The sequence below is a fragment of the Marinobacterium halophilum genome, assembly GCF_003014615.1.
In the GTDB taxonomy this organism is placed as follows: domain Bacteria; phylum Pseudomonadota; class Gammaproteobacteria; order Pseudomonadales; family Balneatricaceae; genus Marinobacterium; species Marinobacterium halophilum.
In genome coordinates this window covers 16,342-35,089 of record NZ_PYGI01000019.1, presented here as the reverse complement: position 1 = coordinate 35,089, position 18,748 = coordinate 16,342, and the positions used below count along the sequence as shown (strand labels likewise).

The following is an 18,748-nucleotide window of genomic DNA, read 5'->3' as shown; positions in this document are numbered from 1 at the left end:
ATATGAATGTAATGAATCTTTCGACCCCATCCGGTCTAGCGGATGTTTTGGGCGATAAAGTGAAAGAATATGATGGGTTGCAGTTCCTGTTGGTAGCTACAGCCGACGGTTTTCTGGTGGCTGATTCAGGTCAAAAGCACTTGAATAAAGAGTGGGATGCAAACCGAATAGCAAGTATGGCCGTATCCTTTTGCGCATTAAGCCATAGCATGGCGGACGAGTGTGATTTAGGTGTAGTCCAGGGTGCGTCGGTGCAAGGTGATAATGGCATGATGTTGGCACGCTTGATTCTGTCAGGTGAAGCTGAATATGTCCTATTGGCAAGTTTTGAAAATCGTATAAATAATGGCCTTGCAAATTGGGCATTACAGAAAATATTCGAAAGTGTTTCCGACTGTCTAAAAAAATAAGCAATGACCTGCTGTAGGTTTTGCATGTGGAGGTAGTGATGAGCTCTATTGATGATGGATTGAATCAGCTGTTGGATCTGGATGGCGCCAAATGTGCCGCCCTCGTGGATTACAGCAGTGGCATGGTATTGGGCTCGGTGGGTACAGGCCTGGATCTGGAGGTCGCAGCGGGTGGTAACACGGAAGTGGTGCGGGCAAAAATGAAAACGATGCAGATGCTGGGTCTGGAATCCACCATTGAAGATATCCTGATTACCCTGTCTGATCAGATTCATTTGATCCGTCCGCTGTCCTCTGACCGCGAACTGTTTCTCTATTATGTGCTTGGCGGCAGTGCCAATCTGGCCCTCGCTCGTCGCAAGCTGAAACAGATCGAGACCGACATGATCGTATAAGACGCACTCCCGTTGCCAGTGACGGTTGTGTCTGATGACTCTGTCATCGGGCCGTTACTGGCATTCGTCAGCCCCTCAATAATTACTCTCAAACATTCTTAACTCCGTCACGATCATCCTTACAGCCAAGGATGGTATACCAGAGCTTCACGTCTGTTTGTCGGACTTATCCACACCGGTTTTGGCCTGATTCACCAGCTGGTCCAGTTCGGTCTGCTGTTTCAGGGCGCAGACGCGCAGCTGCGCCTGGCGCATCTGTTTGATCTCATCCAGCGGATTGATCGGTGTGGCATCGTTGTCCACAGGCGCAGACGGATTCAACTTTATGGTCTCTTTCACGGTCAGTTCCCCCTGAATGTCGTGGGTGTCGTAATAGCATAACTGCACCCGGTCGATGTGTAACGGCGGCAGGGTCAGCGCCCGTTCCTGCAGGGGCGCGAGCGCCTTTTCAATCGCGTCCAGTGCAAACGTATCACGGTAGAAGCCGAGCGTGATATGGGGTTGGTACTGCGGTGGCGGCGAGTCTTCGGCAGCAGCGTGGGCGAGCAGGTTACGCAGTGGCTGCAAGCGGTTATCCCCATCCTCAATTCCCAGCCATGGGGCAGTGGAAAACGTGGATAGACCAGAGGATGTGTATAACATGGTGGACAAACTGTATAACTCCAGTGACTGGATCTGTGCAGCCAGCATGGCATCAGGACAGTGATTTTTATCCACAAGGCCGCAGGCAAACAGGGTGATATGTGGCTGGCGGGCGTAGCCCTTGTGCAGCCAGGGTGACAGCCGGGTTTGGGTGTGGTCGATTAATGCCAGCCAGTCGGGGTCATCCACCGGCAGGCACCAGACGGCGTAGTGGCGAATGCCGTGGTGCCATTGTGGGCAGTCATCCAGACTGACGGCAAAGGTGTTGGAGCCAAGGGCTGTCATCTCTATCTACCCGTAACCGGCTCAGTCGATGCGCTGGAGCTTGCTGCGGTATTCGCGCCCTTTGTCCACATAGGACTGGGCATTGGCACGCAGCCCTGCGATCGCCTCTGCGCTCAGCTCCCGTACCACCTTGGCCGGGCTGCCGATAATCAGCGAGTTGTCAGGGAACTCCTTGCCTTCGGTGACCAGCGCTCCTGCGCCGACCAGACAGTTGTTGCCGATTTTTGCACCGTTCAACACCACCGCCTGAATGCCGATCAGCGAATTTTCGCCGACGGTGCAGCCGTGCAGCATCGCCTGATGGCCCACGGTAACGCCTTCACCCAACTGCAGCGGGAAGCCCGGATCGGTATGCAGCACGGCACCGTCCTGCACATTACTGCCGCTGCCGATATGGATCGGTTCGTTGTCGGCGCGCAGCACCGCCTGGGGCCAGATGCTGGCACCGGCGTCCAGTGTGACCTGCCCGATCAGGGTCGCCTGCTCATGCACATAGGTGTCCTGATCCAGGGTTGGCCGGTGCCCGTTGTATGCGTAAATTGCCATAAGGGTCTCTCCTCGTTGTCGGATTAATTGATTATGGCTTGATGCGATAACCGGTGCGGAAAATCCACCCGACCAGTACCAGACAGGTGCACAGGAACAGCAGCGTCATGCCGATGCTGATGCCGATATGGACATCGGCGACGCCGTAAAAGGCCCAGCGGAAACCGTTGATCAGATACACCACGGGGTTGAACAGAGTCAGCGTGTGCCAGGGTTCGGGCAGCATGTTGATCGAATAGAACGCACCGCCAAGGAAGGTCAGCGGCGTAATCACCATCAGCGGGATTACCTGCAGCTGCTGAAAGTCGTTGGCCCAGACGCCGATGATAAACCCGAACAGGCTGAAGGTCAGGGCGGTGAGCAGCAGGAACGCCAGCATCCAGAACGGGTGCACGATGCTGTAATCGACGAACAGCCGGGCGGTCAGCAGAATCAACGCGCCGATGATCAGCGACTTGGTGGCAGCGGCGCCGACATAGCCCGCCACGATTTCAAAGGGCGAGACCGGTGCCGACAGTACCTCATAGATGGTGCCGGAAAACTTCGGGAAAAAGATGCCGAACGAGGCGTTGGAGATGCTCTCGCTGAGCAGTGACAACATCAGCAGGCCGGGGATGATGAACGCGCCGTAGCTGATGCCGTCGATTTCGCCCATGCGCGAGCCGATGGCGGTGCCGAAGACGATGAAGTAGAGCGAAGTGGACAGCACCGGCGAGACGATGCTTTGCATCAGGGTGCGTCGGGTGCGGTTCATCTCGAACAGATAAATGGCACGGATGCCGTTCAAATTCATTGTGTGTGCTCCGGTTTGTGGACGAGGCTGACGAAAATCTCTTCCAGCGAACTCTGCTGTGATTGCAGATCCTTGAGGTCGATGCCCTGTTCGCTGAGGCTGCGCAACAGCTCGGCAATGCCGCTGGTTTCCTGATGGGCATCGAAGGTGTAGGTGAGTTGAGTGCCGTCGTCGCTCAGGCTCAGATTATGCTGGTGCAGCGCGGCAGGCAGCGTCTCCAGCGGCGTCTGCAAAATCAGGTGCAACTGCTTCTGCCCCAGTTGCTGCATCAGCGCGGCTTTCTCCTCAACCAGAATCAGCTCGCCGCCGTTGATGACGCCGATGCGGTCGGCCATCTCTTCCGCTTCTTCGATGTAGTGGGTGGTGAGAATCACGGTGACACCGTCGTCACGCAGCCCGCGCACCATCTCCCACATGTCCCGGCGCAGCTCCACATCGACACCGGCGGTCGGTTCATCGAGGAACAGGATGCGCGGCTCATGGGACAGCGCCTTGGCGATCATCACGCGGCGTTTCATGCCGCCGGACAGTGCCAGCATCTTGGAGCGGCGCTTGTCCCAGAGTGACAGCTGGCGCAGGATTTTCTCGATATGGGCGGGGTTGGCGGGCTTGCCGAACAGGCCGCGACTGAACGACACGGCATCCCAGACACTCTCAAAGGCATCAGTGGTCAGCTCTTGTGGCACCAGACCGATCAGGCTGCGGGCCTGGCGGTAGTCGTCAACCACGTCGACACCGTCGGCCAGTACACGGCCTGAACTGGCGTTGACGAGGCCGCAGATGATGCTGATCAGGGTGGTTTTGCCCGCCCCGTTAGGGCCAAGCAAGGCGAAGATCTCGCCACGGTGGATCTCCAGGTCGACCGACTTCAGCGCGGTGAAGCCTGATGCATAGGTTTTGCCAACGCCCTGGATTTGAATGATGGGTTGCACAGAGGGCTCCTTGTCATCGTATGACTACAACAGGGGAGGTAGCTTGGGAGCTAACAGGGGAATAGTGTAGCGCGATATGTAATATTTAGTATCGAAATGGAGGCGAAATTTAATTTTATAATTAAATCTTATCTTCATTATTCATGATAAATATCGTCATCAAACGATGACTATACCTGCTTAGTGATTTTATTGTTATTTTGTTTTAATATTCACTGGTTTTTTCATGGATGATAAGGATGCTTGAAATGGAAATCTCTCTACCTTATGAAATGCCCAAAAGCCTGAAAGGGCAGATAAGATTTATATCCTCGCTTATTAAACTACCGGAAAGTATTTTTTCTTCTAATTAAAGAGGGCTTGTAGTTTCTGAACAGGCGGTTGTTGAGATTTTAGGGAGGCTGCGAATAAGTCCGACCTCGGGCTCTAAAATGTCGTTATCATTGCCTCAGAGGCGGAAATTCAGCACTTTTCACCCTTTTTAACCGCTCGCACCATGCCTTTTCAGGCAGTACAGGCGGATTAACCCTGTGCTCTCAACATCTGATCCACCCGCACAACGTTGGTCAGCGCGAACAGCATGGCAAGTTTGCCATCGTTCTTCTTTAGGCCACGGTAGCGTGCTTTTACAAAACCGAACTGACACTTGATGATCCGGAACGGATGCTCAACTTTCGCACGGATACTGGCCTTCAGGTATTCTGTCTGAATCCTGACTTTGTTGATACGAGGGCGTTGTTTCAAGGCCTTTAGTCGTCCCGGCTGTTCGGCAATATACCAGTCAGCCTGATGGTGCTTCAGTTCATCTCGCTTCTTAGCACCACGATACCCAGCGTCCGCGAAGATGAATACCTCTTCACCATGCAGTAGTTGGTCAGCCTGATTGAGGTCGTGCTCATTCGCCGAAGTTGTCGTGAAACTGTGCGTGATACCAGTGCGGGCATCCACCCCGATGTGGGCTTTCATGCCAAAGTGCCACTGATTGCCTTTTTTGGTCTGATGCATCTCCGGATCACGCTCGCCCTCTGTGTTCTTGGTGGAGCTGGGTGCTTCGATAATGGTGGCATCAATAAGTGAGCCCTCTTTCAGAAGGACACCGGCTTCCGACAGCCATTGGCTCACCTCTTCAAAGGGATAGTGAGGCACGATGACGTCTTCGAGACGCGCCCACGGAATCAACTTGTCCATTCGGCCCAGGAACTTTTCCTTACGGGTCTGACGACGCTTGTTGCTGAACTCGCTGTCCGCGAATGTAAGCTGCTGATCCATCTCTGCGTCCTCAATCGTGTGCAGCGGGCATTATCCCATGCGGCGGACTTATTCGCAGATTCCTCAGGAGAAGGGCAGGTTCAGTCTGAAGGATTCAAGCTACACCGCTTCAGCCCTGCAGAGCGGCATACAGAATAAGAAGGGTGAAACTTCAAGCTTTCTTTAAAATGCTCTTAAGATAAGTCAGTGGAATATTCATTCATTGGTTTTTTAATAAAAATATCTAATTTAAGGTTTTCGTTTAATTCGTGCAGAAATTATTAAACCAAAAACAAAGCAGGCTATAATTATTTCGAGCTGATACTCTATTTTCTCAGGGTAAAGAGTGAAAAGAGCTGTCGCACTCAGTATCATTAGTACAAATCCAAAGACTCTTCTGAGGGTTTCGGGAAGAAACCTATTAACCAAGTATGAACTAACAAGGCCAGTAAAACCAATTAAAATGTAAATCATTTTAATATTCTTCAATTGTTAAATGGTTTCCGGTAAATGAGTACTGGGGCCCGATACCACCATTTACTTCTATGAAGGTCATTATGTCAACATCCCCTGCGTTAAATTTACGGATGTTGTTCACCATGTATTTTTGAATGCGTGATCCGATAGCAGCACTTACTGCAAGACTGACCGCTGTACCCGCACTATTGTTATCTTGAAGCTTTTTTGGCAGTCGCCTTTTGACCAGAAATGTTAAGGCTCCAACAATGACACCAGAAACCTTTGTAGCAAAAATATACTGCTGGTAAGCCGCTTCTTCAGCATTAGCAACTGACAATGGGTTACACAAAATAGTGTGCAATCTAATCGGGCGATTATCTCCATGCTTCATCCCCTGCACTGTGCGTCTCAACATATTAAGAGATGCGACTTGTGCAGCGGCATTGATACGTGGGTTATCGGAATAAACGGTGTTGTTAACAAAGTGTTCCCTGAATTCAGAAGCAGGGTAGACCAATACGAACACAGTCCCTTTTGTATAAGCGTTGCTGAACTCTTGCTTGAGCAATCCCATTCTTTAGGTTCCTTCCTATGATGATTGGGTAGCGAACTTTAGTAATTTTAGTAAAACTGGTCAAGATGTTTCCAAGAAGCAACAGTATGCATTTCTGGGTTAAAAACATATGATTTATAATCGTTATAATTGGACGAATTAAGAATATACTCTTTTTCTTACCGTTTCATGGCATCGAATAATCAATGCTAAGTTAGCGTTAGGGAGGATATATTATTTATATTCGACATCATTTTGATATGCTTAGAAATTACTTCGCGAAAAGTAGTGAGAGAGTGCAATCAAGAAGGGCAAGCAGGTGCTTGCCCTTCTACTCTCAAGCTTGAAACAGGAAGTTGGCGATCAGTTCCTTGCCGCCTTCGGTGGCGAAGGATTCCGGGTGGAACTGGATGCCGTGGATCGGGTGCTGACGGTGCTTCACCCCCATGATCTCGAAATTGCCGCCCTGATGGATGCGGGCATGGTCGGTAAAACCGTCCACAGGCAGATCACCCACCACCGCAGTCACATCCAGGCATTCCGGCAGGCTTTGCGGCTCGGCCATCAGCGAGTGGTAGCGCATGATCTCCAGCTGGTCCGGCGTATTGGCGAACACGCCCTCGGCGGTGTGGCGGATCGGGCTGATCTTGCCGTGCATCGGTCGTGTGGCCTTCACCACCTTGCCGCCGAACACATGCACGATCCCCTGCATGCCGAGGCAGACGCCCAGCAGCGGAATCTGCGGCCCCAGTTCGCGGATTACGTCGGCACAGACACCAAAATAGGTCGGGTCTTCGGGCGAGCCCGGCCCCGGTGAGATGATGATGCGGTCTGGTGCGGCGGCACGCAGATCGTCCAGCGTGACCTCGTTATTACGCTTGACCACAATCTCGAAGCTGTCGATGCGGCCCTGATGCTGCTCGGTGCTCAGAATTTCGCCGATGTACTGGTAGAGGTTGTAGGTGAAGGAGTCGTAGTTATCGATGATATAGACCTTCATTCGTCTGCCTCCGCACTGAACATGTCCAGAACCTTTTTGGTACCGGCGAACTTGCGCCGAATTTCTTCGTACTCGTCTTCCGGATTGGAGTCGTACACGTTGCCGCCGCAGGTCTGCACGTAGGCGTTTTCGCCGTTGGCAAACACGGTGCGAATCGGGATGGCGAAGGTGCAGTCACCGTTGAACGAGAAGTGGCCCACCGCGCCGCCGTAAGGCCCACGGCCGTCCGATTCCAGATCGTCGATGATTTTCATCGCCTCGATCTTGGGTGCGCCGGTCAGGGTGCCGGCCGGGAAGTTGCTCGCCAATGCCGAGAACATATCGTGATCTTCAGCGATAATGCCGACAATCTCGCTGGAGATGTGCTGTACGTGGCTGAACCGCTTGATATCCATCAGGCTGCGCACTTTCACCGTACCGAAGCGGGCCACGCGGCCGATGTCGTTGCGGTGCAGGTCGACAATCATGTTGTGCTCGGCGATCTCTTTCGGATCATTCAGCAGGGCGCGGGCGTACTGGGTATCTTCTGCCGCGTTGGCACCGCGCTTGGTGGTACCGGCCAGCGGGAAGGTTTCCATCTCGCCCTGGCGCAGGCGGAACAGCAGCTCGGGGCTGGCACCGATCAGCTTCTGCTCACCGAATTTGACGTAGTACATCTGCGGCGATGGGTTCACCTCACGCAGCTGCTCGTACAGATTGATGCTGTCGCCTTCGAGGCGGAAACGCTTCTTGAAGCCCACCTCGCACTGGAAAATCTTGCCGTCGACGATGTCCTGCTTCACCTTCATCACCGCCGCCGCGTGCTCATCCTGAGTCATGGTTTCGCCCATCGGCGTCACCGTGAGCGGGCCGTTTTCCACGGCGGGTTCAGCCAGAATCTGCTCGATCAGCTCCAAACGGCTGTGATCGTAGTGGAAATAGATCACTTCGCCGGTCATCTTGTCGAGAATCAAACCATCCTTAAACACCCCGAAACGGAACACATCGAACAGGTCGCTGTGCTGCAGGTTAAGGCTCGGCTCGAAGTAGTTCATGCAGTCGTAGCCGATATAGCCGGTCAGGCCACCGGCGTACTTCCGCGAGATGATGTTCTGCGGCACGATCTCGCGCAGCAGGTAGTAGGGGTTATCGCTGGCGTAGCTTTGTACCGCGCCATCACGGTCCTGCACATGCAACTCGCCCTCGGTGGCCCAGAGCACCTGCTCGGGGTCGAAACCGATGATGGAGTGGCGCGAGATGAAGCTCTCTTCACCCAATGACTCCAGCATGAAGCAGTTGTCGAAGCGTTTCTCGATCTTCTTGAACAGACCGAAGAAATCGATATCGGCTGCCAGCGTCACATAATGTGGCTTGCGGGGCAGCTCGATGCGGGCCGGTTTCTGGCTCATGATAATCCCTGTCGTTGTTTGATCTTCAGGGCGCGCGCGCCCCGAGTGACGGTGGCAATACCGACGCCGAGCTGTTTGGCGATCTCCCGCTGAGGCACACCGGCCTCCAGCATGCGCAGAATCTGCAGCCGGTTGCAGACCTCGGTCAGCTCCGCTGGCGTCAGCAGGTCGCGCAGCGCCTCCTCAAGGGAGTCGCGCCCGCGCATGCCGAGCAGGTGATCGAGCAGCTCATTCAAATGTTGTGTATTCATGTACTAGTACGGTATCAGAACGCGGGGCGGGGTCAACTGGTAATTGTGAGGTGTCCGGTTTCATCAGGCTGAATATTCCGTCCGGCCTGTGCGGAAGGCCGTTTTCATCAACGGCTTTGCAGGAAGTGGCCCATAGCAGACATTAAGTATAGTAACCGCTACAGGTGCCTTTTGATCAGGTGTATAAGGCGAACACCGTCTTGCGGATACAAGTTATGCTGTGTTTGGTGTGGTTTAGTGAAAGGCCGGCTGCCCAAAAAGATTTGGGCTGCCGGGTACGTTTGGTTAGAAGAGCAGTTCGCTGACGCCTCCCTCACCGATCAGGATAATGGGGTCGCCCGCCTCAGCCACCTCATCACGGATCAGGTTGTGCGTAGCGCCAGTGCCCGGGGCTTCCACATTGGCGGTAATGCCCTGCAACCACTGACGTACGCTGTCGAGATCACCGGCGTCAAATGTCGCCAGTACTTCGCCATCCGCATCCGGGTCTAGCAGCCAGGTGAAAGTCTGGGCCGCGTCCAGCTTGTTTGTAATGGCAGCAGCATCCTCACCCTGGGCCCCCTGCAGAATATCCAGCATCAGACTACCGGCAGTAGCCGGACGGCCATCTTCGTAAGTACCATTGACGAAAGCGTTACGATAAAACATCAGTCCACCGGACTCTGGCACGCGATCAAACAGGGCCTGATAGAGATCACCGATAAAGCCGCTCACACTGGTATTGCTGATATCGCCGTACAGATCCTGAGACTCGGCTGAAGTGGCAAAGGCATCAACAATGCCATCCAGGTCGCCGTTCTGCTGTTCCAGCTGTCCACGCCAGTAGGCCATGCCGCCACTGTCGGCCGGGCGCTGATAATAGGCAATGTAGAGCGCCTGTATCTGTTCGCTGAATGCATCGCTGCCAAAACCCAGTGCCCCCGGGTCCTGAATCACGCCATTGGCTATGCCGTCGGCATCGAACTCGCCGCCATCGGTCAGCTCGAAATCCAGGCGCAGTTTGTCCCCTTCCAGCACGATCTTACCGCCATAGTCGGCGGACGCCAGATTAACCCATTCTCCCCCGGCATTCTGCTTCCAGTAGCCATTCACGGCGACCGAGCCTTCAACATAGAGGCTGAAGGTTTCCGTTGCGCCGGCTTCCTCGATGTCGGCATCGAACGCGATCAAACCCAACGGCATATCCAGTTCAGTGTCTGCATCCTCGGGCCGGTCCTGCTGCTGCACGTTAGTCAGCTTGGTGCCGCTGCCTGTGGACTTGCCGTCTCTACTGCCACCGACAAGTGAAACAAAGATTGGCTCGGCATCCGGTTGCTGTGACGGCAGAGGCGTATCCCGGAACGGCACGGAAGCTACATCCTGCTGGTTGCGGTCGGCAATGCCATCGCCATTACCGTCCCCGTTGCTTGCACCACCGCCGATTGACGGGACAAAATCCTCGACCGACTCGGGTACACCATCGCCATCCTCGTCCGGTAGGTCATCCCAGCTATCGTTACCAGGCAACTCAGGCTCCGGTTGTGGTTCAGGCTCCGGTTCCGGGGAAGGAGTTGGTGCCGGCCGCGCTTTGACGTTGATCGTTAGTGTATTCGGCGTTGGGTCACTGGCGTTGGTGCTGTCCTCAACCGTGAAGGTAAAGCTGTCGCCTCCGGTGGCTGTGGAGGTGTATACCAGCTTGCCGATGTCGGCCAGGTCAATCCATTGTCCATCCGTGACGGTGGTGCCATCCAGCTCCAGAGTGCCGTTGTCGATGCTCTTTACGTTGACCTGCACGCGAATCAGAGTATCGCCGGTATCCGCATCAGTGAAACCGAAGTCACTGGCGCTGAAAGTATGTGAAGCGCCTCGGATTAGTGACAGCGTTTTGTCCGTTCCGGCAGGGGCATCTGGAGTATTCGTCAGATCCAAAGTGTAGGTTGCAGTGGGTGATGCCTGCCCGCCTTCATCAGTCACGGTCCAGTCGAAACCTGCTACACTTGTACCGGCCAGGTTGTCGGTCGGAGTAAATTCGAGCTTGCCGATATCAGCAATATTGATATGCACCGTGCCGCCCAGGTTACCGGCGGCAGTGGTGTAGTGGATACCGCCCACGGTTGAGGTGCCTGACGTACCGGCAGAGTCCAGCGACAAGATACCGCCCGTGACAGTGGATGTATCAATGGTGATGTATTCAAGCGCCTGGTTACCTGAGTCCCTTGCTGTTGGCAGCTCGATGGCCGACAGGTTGATGGCGGTATCTTCCGTCCCGCTATCCTTGTAGCTGCTGGCGGTTGGCTTAGTGCCATCAACCACGGTTACGGTTGACGTGATACCTCCTGTTGACCAGGTATCATCGCCATTGTTGGTCGTGCCGCCATCATCCTGTACCGAGGTAAGGGTGACCACACGGTCGCCTTCGGTAAAGGCCGTAGCCTTGTTCTCATACGTCATGGCATTCAGCATGCCTTCGATCGTTGCCTCTGCAATACCCGTATGAGTGAGGGAGATCGTTGCCGTGCCGGCCGCCACGGCAACACTGTAGGCAATACCGTTGCCTACCGTTGTGGCGCCATTAGTGCCGTCCGCCAGGGCGATGGATGTGCCATCAAGGCCGATGGTCTCATCGGCACCATCCTGCAAGCCACTTACGGTAAAGGTGACACTCTTAATCAGGTCTCCTGTATCGGGTGTATCGACATTAATCGCTGTGCTGTTGAACAGATTGGTTGCGGCACCATTGATCGAATTTCCGCCGGTTCCGGTAGCGCTGACGACAGGTTCGTCGTTTACCGGGGTAAAGTTAACCGTAATGGTCGCCGTATTGGCATCGGTGCCGCCTTCGCCATCATCTACCGAAATTACGACGGTATCGGCGGTGGTGTTATGCTCCGAACCGGTGTAAGTGATGTTACTGGGCGTGGCCAGAAAGGTGTTGATCTCGTCTGCCGTACCGGTCAGGGTAATGGAATTGCTGCCACTGTTACCAACTACAACACCATCCGCGTCAGTCGCTGCCAGCACTGCAGAGCCATCCGTTGCCGTCAATGTCGCCACCACATCTGCAGTGGTATCTACATCGGAGAATACGGGTGTGCCGGTCACCAGGCGGGTCGCGGTATCTTCCAGTGCGGTGATGGACGCGGTGACACCCGTCAGGGTGGGGGCGTCTTCCACAGGAGTTATATTCAACGTCCAGGTGGCTTGATCGGAAGTATCACCATTACTGTCGGTTACCGTCCAGTCAAAGCTGCCTGCACCGTTGCCGGACAGCTCCGCTGTTGGTGTGAATACCAGATGATCAATATCGCCAATCGCAATATTAACGGTGCCGGATAGATCGCCTTCTGCTGTATCAAAGGTGATACCGCCAACAGTGGATGTGCCACCGGTTGCCGATGCTGTCAATGAAAGTACGCCGCCGGATACTGTAGCGGTATCAATGGTGATGTATTCAACCGTATGGGCGGTACCCGTATCAGCATCTTCAGCGGTTGGTAGTTCGATACTGCTGAAGGCGGTAACCGCCGTATCTTCGTTAGTGGAATCGGTGTAATTGCTGGCGGTGGGTCTGGCGACATCCAGCACCGAAATCGTGGAGGTATCACTGACCGCACTATTCACGCCATCATCCACGGAAACGGTCAGCGTCACATCAGCGGTGGAGGCTGCGGAAGTGAAACTGAGCTCATTTGTGTCATTCAGGTAGGCATCAACTTCTGTGGGTGAACCCGTCAACGTCACAGTTTGTAAGTCGGTCTGAACTACTGCAGCGCCACCGGAGTGAATGCTTGCAGCAGATGTAGCTGTCAGTGTTCCACTGTCAACCGAGATAACGGCAGTCACCGATGCTGAGTCTACATCAGCGACCGAAGACGCCGCCAGGTTGAGCGCCTGTCCAACGGAGAGAACGACAGACTCATCCGGAACGGCGGTAATGGTGGGCGCATCATCCACCGCGCTGATATTCAACGATACTGAGCCCATCGCAACATTGGAGGTTGTACCGTCAGCGCCTGTGATGGTGATCGTTGCGGCACCTGTGCCGTTCGCATCACTGGCACCGGTATATTTTACGTTGGTGGTGGTATCCAGATAGGTATTGATATCGGAAGGTGACCCTGTCAGGGTCAGCGCGCTGCTGCTGCCACCAACGGTGACACCACCGGATGGTGAGGCCACCAGTGTACCTGCACTGGCGGTCAGGGTAATGGTTACGGAAGCACTGTCCACATCGGCTACGGTAAAGCCCGACAGATCCAGGTTGCCCTGGGTATCTTCAGTAAAACTGGCAGGCGTAGCTGCGCCGGAGCCGGTAGGGGCATCATCGACTGTATTGACCGTCACAGTGGCGCTTTCAGTCGCTGTCGAGAATGCTGTGGTATTGCCATTGGTACTGGCATCCACTTTATTACCTGCCGTACCCGAGGTCTGATCCCAGCCACGATAGGTGACCGTAGCGCTGCCGTTATAATCCGTATCTGGCACAAAGCGTAACTTATCGTCTGCAGCTAGCAGCAGTGCGCTGCTATCAGAAACTGTGCCTACAGCTGCCCAGTTGGTGCCATCCGAACTGTACTGCCAGGTGCCATTGGTGTTATCTACCGCCGTTACTGCAATGCCTTCCGACGCGCCAGTGTCCACATCTGTTAAGGCTGCCCCCAGAAGTGCAGAAACCAGGGTACCCGCATTACTGGAGGGGTCCTCATCTATTGCGGTCAAGGTGGGTGAACCAGCGTTATCCAGCACCGGGGCGTCGTTAACGGCGGTAATATCCAGGTTGACCACCGGATTACTGGCTAAACTGCCACCATTACCATCACTGGCAGTGATTGTAATGGTAGCGGCATTATCGCCGCTGGCATTTTCCGTGCTGGTGTATTGGATATTGGAAACAGTATCTAAATAAGTGTTTATATCCGCTGCCGAACCGACCAAGGTGATCACTGTATCGCTGACTTTGGTTTCAGTGATGCCCGATCCAACCGCGGCTCCATCGGCTGGTGTCGAAAAAGTACCAGCAGAGGCTGTCAAGGTCACAGTAAGCGTGTCGTTATCTACATCATCAAATGTTACTGAAGATAAATCCACATTCGATGCGGCATCTTCGGTGGTGGTAATATCAGTCGGTGTCCCACCTATAGTTGGCGTGGCATTCGATGTCCCAGTTGTGAAGTTCAGAGTCGTCTTATCACCTATGCCCATAAAGGTCATACCATCTGAATCAAAAAAAGCACGCTTGTCGATTTGGATGTAATGGCCAGTGTTATCGGCTAGGGTGGTAACGGGATTGATCGTGACGATACTGCCCGAGATAGTAACCTTTGACGTATCGTTCGCTGTGATCGTTTCGATCAGTGTGTCGCTCGAACTGTAAATCCGAATCATGCCGGTGCCGGCGCTGCTGATCGTCTCGTTGAAGGAGAGAGAAATGTTCGCAGACCCGTCAGCACCAGTTTCGTTGTCGGCCGGCAAAGAGGATATGATGCGCGGCGGAGCGACTTCCTGCCGAAAGTAGGATGTGCCGGAAATAATGTCCGTGTCTCCATCGCCATCGATATCCGCGATGATGTTGTTGGCGGGGTTGCCTGTATAGGGAACAAGGCCGGCGAAAGGATGGCCTCCATCTGTGTGCGCAAAGGCAGTCAGAGTCCCGTTATCGTTCCGGAAGTAGGTGTATTCGGTCAAGCTTGAGGCAGCCACGAAGTCATAGTCGCCGTCGCTGTCGAAGTCGCCGGCCATGTTAAGAGACGAGTCGGACGACAGCGATGCCGCGACGTTTCCTGCGCCGGTCACGTTCGTGAAGGCCCCCCCGTCATTTCGAAAATAGGATGTGCCGGAAATAATGTCCGTGTCTCCATCGCCATCGATATCCGCGATGATGTTGTTGGCGGGGTTGCCTGTATAGGGAACAAGGCCGGCGAAGGGATGGCCTCCATCTGTGTGCGCAAAGGCAGTCAGAGTCCCGTTATCGTTCCGGAAGTAGGTGTATTCGGTCGAGCTTGAGGCAACCACGAAGTCATAGTCGCCGTCGCTGTCGAAGTCGCCGGCCATGTTAAGAGACGAGTCGGACGACAGCGATGCCGCGACGTTTCCTGCGCCGGTCACGTTGGACCAAGTTGCTGCCAAGGTGTGAGCATAGCTTTCCGCTGTCTGTGCAGAAATTGAAGTACCAGTTGATACCTCTAAAACCCAATCACCACCAAGACTTTTGGAACCGGTCAGATCATCTGATGCAGCAATATCCGCGTCAGTCATTTGTGCAAGTTTGCCGATAAACTCCACACCGGTTTCATTGGCGGCAACGCTACAGCCGTAGAGCAAGATATCAGCGTCTTCGGTAAGTGCTTTACCGATCTGACTCAGTTCATTCCGATAGCTTGTCAGGGTATCGCTGGACAGGGTAGCGCTACCCAACTGCTGAGCGCCGCTTGAGCCATGCCCGAGCACATGAATAGCCGCGTAGCCGCTATGCGTTTCCGCCCACTCGGCCATTACCTGAATACCATCCTGATGAGGTGCGACTTGCACGACATCGGTTGTTTCGGACAAATCGTCAATCAGGGTCTGGTAATCCGGCAGGCCGGTGTCGATAAAAATGACGTGCCTTGTAGTGACTGGAGCAGTTACTTGATCAGGGGAAGTCGTTTTCATTGTCAGTACATCCATGACTGTTCGTTAGATGATATCTCGAAAGTGATTTTTGCGTGGGCGGCGTGTGAGCTCTGATGTGGCGTTCGGGAAAAACGGTATTACAGTCGACATATCACGAGGCCTCATTCTTGTGGGGCCAAGCTGCCTCCCCTTTACCTGCTGGCTGTTCATGGGGGTATTAAATGACGCCAACAACCAATAGCCTTCATAGGAAAATAGTCGGGTAGTATGAGTAGCGCGGCACAGATTTTTATAGTGGCCGGCCAGGCTAAATTCCATATCAGAATTGATGCCATAGCGTAGGTCGTCGCCATCCAAAAGATAGGTGTGAGTAACTCTGGAGGCAGTAAACCTTTGTTTAAGTATGAGTGCCAACGTGGTCTTGCCACTGCCACTGCCACTGCCACTGCCACTGCCACTGCCACTGCCACTGCCGTGCAGCTCGCTAAGCCAGATATCGCGGAGAATATGGGGCTGCTGCTCTTCCATGATGATACAGAAACCTGTTCCATAGGCACTTGAGGTCACTCTTGCCACGCAACTATTAGACTGTGAGAATGCAGGCTAATGAGATAAGTCCCACAATAAAACAAATGTTTTATATTTGTCTATTTTCGCTTGGTTACTGCATCGCAAGCTTCATGGCTGCTTCAATCAGCAACAGTCATATCAAATTAGCACGAGACCGCATACAACGCATGGTTATGACGAAATTTCTTCCGATAGTGCCCCCTACGGGGTCGTAGGCAGGATTTCATATGGATAGCTCAACACATTAGAATCAGTGCATGTGGCTAGAGCTTAAGTCTGCTTTGTGCGCTAAGCGGAATTTTACCGATAGCAGGTGTGGCGGCGGCTAATTGCCGATAGCTCGCATGGAGCCCGACACGTCTCATTTCAGCTAAGGGCCACTTATTTTCCCATCTCAAACCTGCCTGAAATACTGCCCCGGCGATCGTCCCAGGGCTTTTCTGAACATGGCGACGAAGGCGCTGGGGCTGCGGTAGCCCAGTTCCAGCGCGACATTCATTACGGATTCGCCCCGTCCCAATCGCTCCACGGCTTCATGCAGCAATAGCTGGCGGCGCCATTGCTGGAAGGTCATTCCCGTTTCCCGGATGAACAGCCGCCGCAGGGTGCGCTCGCTGGCACCGACTTTGGCGGCCCAGTGCGCAAGGCCGGTGTCGGCTTCGGGCTGGTTGATCATCGCCTGCATGACGCGCTGCAGGCGGCGGTCGCTGGACAGGGGCAGGTGTAGCCGCGAGGGTTCCAGAGCCTGGAGTTCATCGAGGATCACCGCGCATACGCGGCTGGCCGGGCTGTCGGGTGCGTAGTCGTCGCCAAAGTCGGCGACACGCAGGATCAGTTCGCGCAGCAGGGGAGAGACTTCCACCACACTGCACTGGTTCGGGAAACGGTGCAGGCAGGAGGGATCGACAAACAGGTGACGGATCTCCGACGTGACTTCCGGGTTGACCGAGTGGCGCATGCCGCCGGGTATCCACACGGCCTGTGATGGCGGCACGATCCAGCTGCCGCTGTCGGTGTAGACCTTGATCACACCCGAGGCGGCGTAGGCGAGCTGGCCACGCGGGTGGCTGTGAAAATCGAATTCGAGGTCGGTCAAAATCAGGTCGTGCAGGCCGAGGATCGGCAGCGTTGAATCAAGCCTCAGGCCCAGCTTTGACCGAAAGCGTTTGCGCGGGGAGGTGGCAGGTTCGATCATGAATGTCCGATATTCACTATCAATTGTCATTTTGTCGACTTAAACCTTAACCAGCCTTTGGCACAATAGCCAGTATCCAGTTATACGAGGGTTGGGTATGAGCATTCCACTGAAGCGTTCGCAATGTGTTGCGCTGATTCTGATTCCGCTGTTGTCGGCGCTGCTGTTGCTGACACCCGCAGCCGATCTGTTCACCGGCAAGCAGCAGCTGTCGGCGCTGTTGATCATGGCGGGCATGGTGCTGTTTGCCACCGGTGCGTTGCCGGAGTTTGTTACGGCATTGGTGGTGTTGGTCTTGGCGATGCTGCTGTCGCTGGCGCCGGCGGAGGTGGTGTTTTCCGGCCTGACCTCAACGGCCTGCTGGCTGATCTTTTCCGGTTTGGTGATCGGCATCGCCATTGCCGAAACCGGGCTGGCACTGCGCATCTCCAACCGTTTTACCCGCTATCTGGACAACAGCTACGCCCGGTTGATCACCGGGATTGTGTTGATGGGCGTGGTGCTGGGGTTTGTGATGCCCTCTTCAGTGGGGCGGGTGGTGCTGTTTATCCCCATCGCATTGGCGATAGCCCGTAACTGTGGCTTTGCCGAGGGCAGTAACGGCCAGCATGGGGTGGTGCTGGCGGCGGCGTTCGGTTGTCACTTGCCCACGTTTGCCATCCTGCCTGCCAATATTCCGAACATGATCATGATCGGCTCGGCCGAGAGCATTCACGGCTGGACGCCGATGTTCACCGAATATCTGCTGCTGCATTTTCCGGTGCTGGGGGCGCTGAAGTCGGTGCTGCTGATCATGATTATTCTGCGGCTTTATCCGGATACGCCACGGCGTGCGCTGCCGATGGACAGCAATGGCGGTTTCAGCCTGACCGAAAGCCGATTGCTGGTGATCATGCTGGCGACGCTGGGGTTCTGGCTTACCGACTCGCTCCACCATATCTCGGCGGCCTGGATCGGGTTGGCAGCGGCTACCCTGCTGTTGTTGCCGGGTGTGGGCATGGTGTCACCCAAGAGTTTCAATGAGAAGGTGAATATCAGTTCGATTCTGGTGGTGGCGGGGTTACTGGGCATTGCCAGTTTGATCAATTACAGCCAGATCAGTCAGGTGGTTGGCGAGCGGGTGCTGGACTGGCTGCCGCTGGAGCCGGGCCGTGATGCGCTCAATTTCTTCTCGCTGTCACTGGCGGCGATGTTGACCGGGGTGGTGGCGACGCTTGCGGGTGTGCCCGCCACGTTGACGCCGTTGGCGGGGCAGATCAGTCAGATGACCGGTTTCAGTCTGGAGGCGGTGCTGATGACGCAGGTGTTCGGCTTCTCCACCATTCTGTTTACCTACCAGTCGGTGCCGCTGATGATGGCGATGCCGCTGGCGGGTGTCCCCATCGCCCATGCGGCGCGGCTGTGTCTGATTCTGGCGTTGTTGACGGTGGTGATTCTGCTGCCGCTGGATTATCTGTGGTGGCAGCTGTTGGGGTGGATTTAGGGCGGCT

15 protein-coding genes are annotated in these 18,748 nt (G+C 54.6%); 3 read left to right on the top strand and 12 right to left on the bottom strand.

The genetic code is table 11. The features are described from left to right. The first annotated feature begins 2 nt into the window (after positions 1-2). The gene (locus CLV44_RS13225) at positions 3-410 is read left to right on the top strand and encodes a roadblock/LC7 domain-containing protein (RefSeq protein ID WP_106592597.1); all 408 of its coding nucleotides are present in this window, start codon (positions 3-5) and stop codon (positions 408-410) included. Between the two features lie 38 nt (positions 411-448). Further along, positions 449-805 carry a hypothetical protein gene (locus CLV44_RS13220; protein WP_106592596.1) on the top strand — a complete coding sequence of 119 codons (357 nt, stop codon included), beginning with the start codon at positions 449-451 and terminating at the stop codon, positions 803-805. Positions 806-952: 147 nt separating this feature from the next. Here CLV44_RS13220 and CLV44_RS13215 read toward each other — a convergent pair whose 3' ends face one another. The 12 genes from CLV44_RS13215 to CLV44_RS13155 form a co-directional block, all read right to left on the bottom strand. Further along, positions 953-1,732: a 2'-5' RNA ligase family protein gene (locus CLV44_RS13215; protein WP_106592595.1), complete on the bottom strand. Its 780-nt coding sequence runs from the start codon at positions 1,730-1,732 to the stop codon at positions 953-955. Between the two features lie 21 nt (positions 1,733-1,753). Further along, the gene (locus CLV44_RS13210) at positions 1,754-2,278 is read right to left on the bottom strand and encodes a gamma carbonic anhydrase family protein (RefSeq protein ID WP_106592594.1); all 525 of its coding nucleotides are present in this window, start codon (positions 2,276-2,278) and stop codon (positions 1,754-1,756) included. A gap of 31 nt (positions 2,279-2,309) precedes the next feature. After that, the gene (locus tag CLV44_RS13205) at positions 2,310-3,071 is read right to left on the bottom strand and encodes an ABC transporter permease (protein WP_106592593.1); all 762 of its coding nucleotides are present in this window, start codon (positions 3,069-3,071) and stop codon (positions 2,310-2,312) included. After that, the gene (locus tag CLV44_RS13200; protein WP_106592592.1) at positions 3,068-4,003 is read right to left on the bottom strand and encodes an ABC transporter ATP-binding protein; all 936 of its coding nucleotides are present in this window, start codon (positions 4,001-4,003) and stop codon (positions 3,068-3,070) included. The genes CLV44_RS13205 and CLV44_RS13200 overlap by 4 nt, the downstream gene beginning before the upstream one ends. Before the next feature lie 522 nt (positions 4,004-4,525). Continuing rightward, positions 4,526-5,272, bottom strand: a complete 747-nt coding sequence (locus tag CLV44_RS13195) for an IS5 family transposase (RefSeq protein WP_106592591.1) — start codon at positions 5,270-5,272, stop codon at positions 4,526-4,528. Positions 5,273-5,726: 454 nt separating this feature from the next. After that, entirely contained in the window at positions 5,727-6,284 is a 558-nt protein-coding gene (locus tag CLV44_RS13185) for a hypothetical protein (RefSeq protein ID WP_106592589.1), read from the bottom strand. A gap of 316 nt (positions 6,285-6,600) precedes the next feature. Next, a complete protein-coding gene (locus tag CLV44_RS13180; RefSeq protein ID WP_106592588.1) occupies positions 6,601-7,263 on the bottom strand; it encodes an anthranilate synthase component II in 663 nt (220 codons plus the stop codon). Further along, positions 7,260-8,651, bottom strand: coding sequence for an anthranilate synthase component I family protein (locus tag CLV44_RS13175; RefSeq protein WP_106592587.1), 1,392 nt, complete (start codon positions 8,649-8,651; stop codon positions 7,260-7,262). The genes CLV44_RS13180 and CLV44_RS13175 overlap by 4 nt, the downstream gene beginning before the upstream one ends. Next, positions 8,648-8,902, bottom strand: coding sequence for a Trp family transcriptional regulator (locus CLV44_RS13170; protein ID WP_106592586.1), 255 nt, complete (start codon positions 8,900-8,902; stop codon positions 8,648-8,650). Before CLV44_RS13170 ends, CLV44_RS13175 begins: the two co-directional genes overlap by 4 nt. A gap of 285 nt (positions 8,903-9,187) precedes the next feature. After that, the gene (locus CLV44_RS13165) at positions 9,188-15,532 is read right to left on the bottom strand and encodes a DUF4347 domain-containing protein (protein ID WP_170069350.1); all 6,345 of its coding nucleotides are present in this window, start codon (positions 15,530-15,532) and stop codon (positions 9,188-9,190) included. A 24-nt stretch (positions 15,533-15,556) separates the two neighbouring features. Beyond that, on the bottom strand, positions 15,557-16,021 hold the full coding sequence (locus tag CLV44_RS13160; RefSeq protein WP_106592584.1) for an adenylyl-sulfate kinase: 465 nt from the start codon (positions 16,019-16,021) through the stop codon (positions 15,557-15,559). 436 nt (positions 16,022-16,457) lie between these two features. Then, positions 16,458-17,258: an AraC family transcriptional regulator gene (locus CLV44_RS13155; protein ID WP_106592658.1), complete on the bottom strand. Its 801-nt coding sequence runs from the start codon at positions 17,256-17,258 to the stop codon at positions 16,458-16,460. Positions 17,259-17,355: 97 nt separating this feature from the next. Here CLV44_RS13155 and CLV44_RS13150 point away from each other — a divergent pair, with 97 nt between their 5' ends. Next, positions 17,356-18,741: an SLC13 family permease gene (locus CLV44_RS13150; RefSeq protein WP_106592583.1), complete on the top strand. Its 1,386-nt coding sequence runs from the start codon at positions 17,356-17,358 to the stop codon at positions 18,739-18,741. The last annotated feature ends 7 nt before the right edge of the window (positions 18,742-18,748 follow it).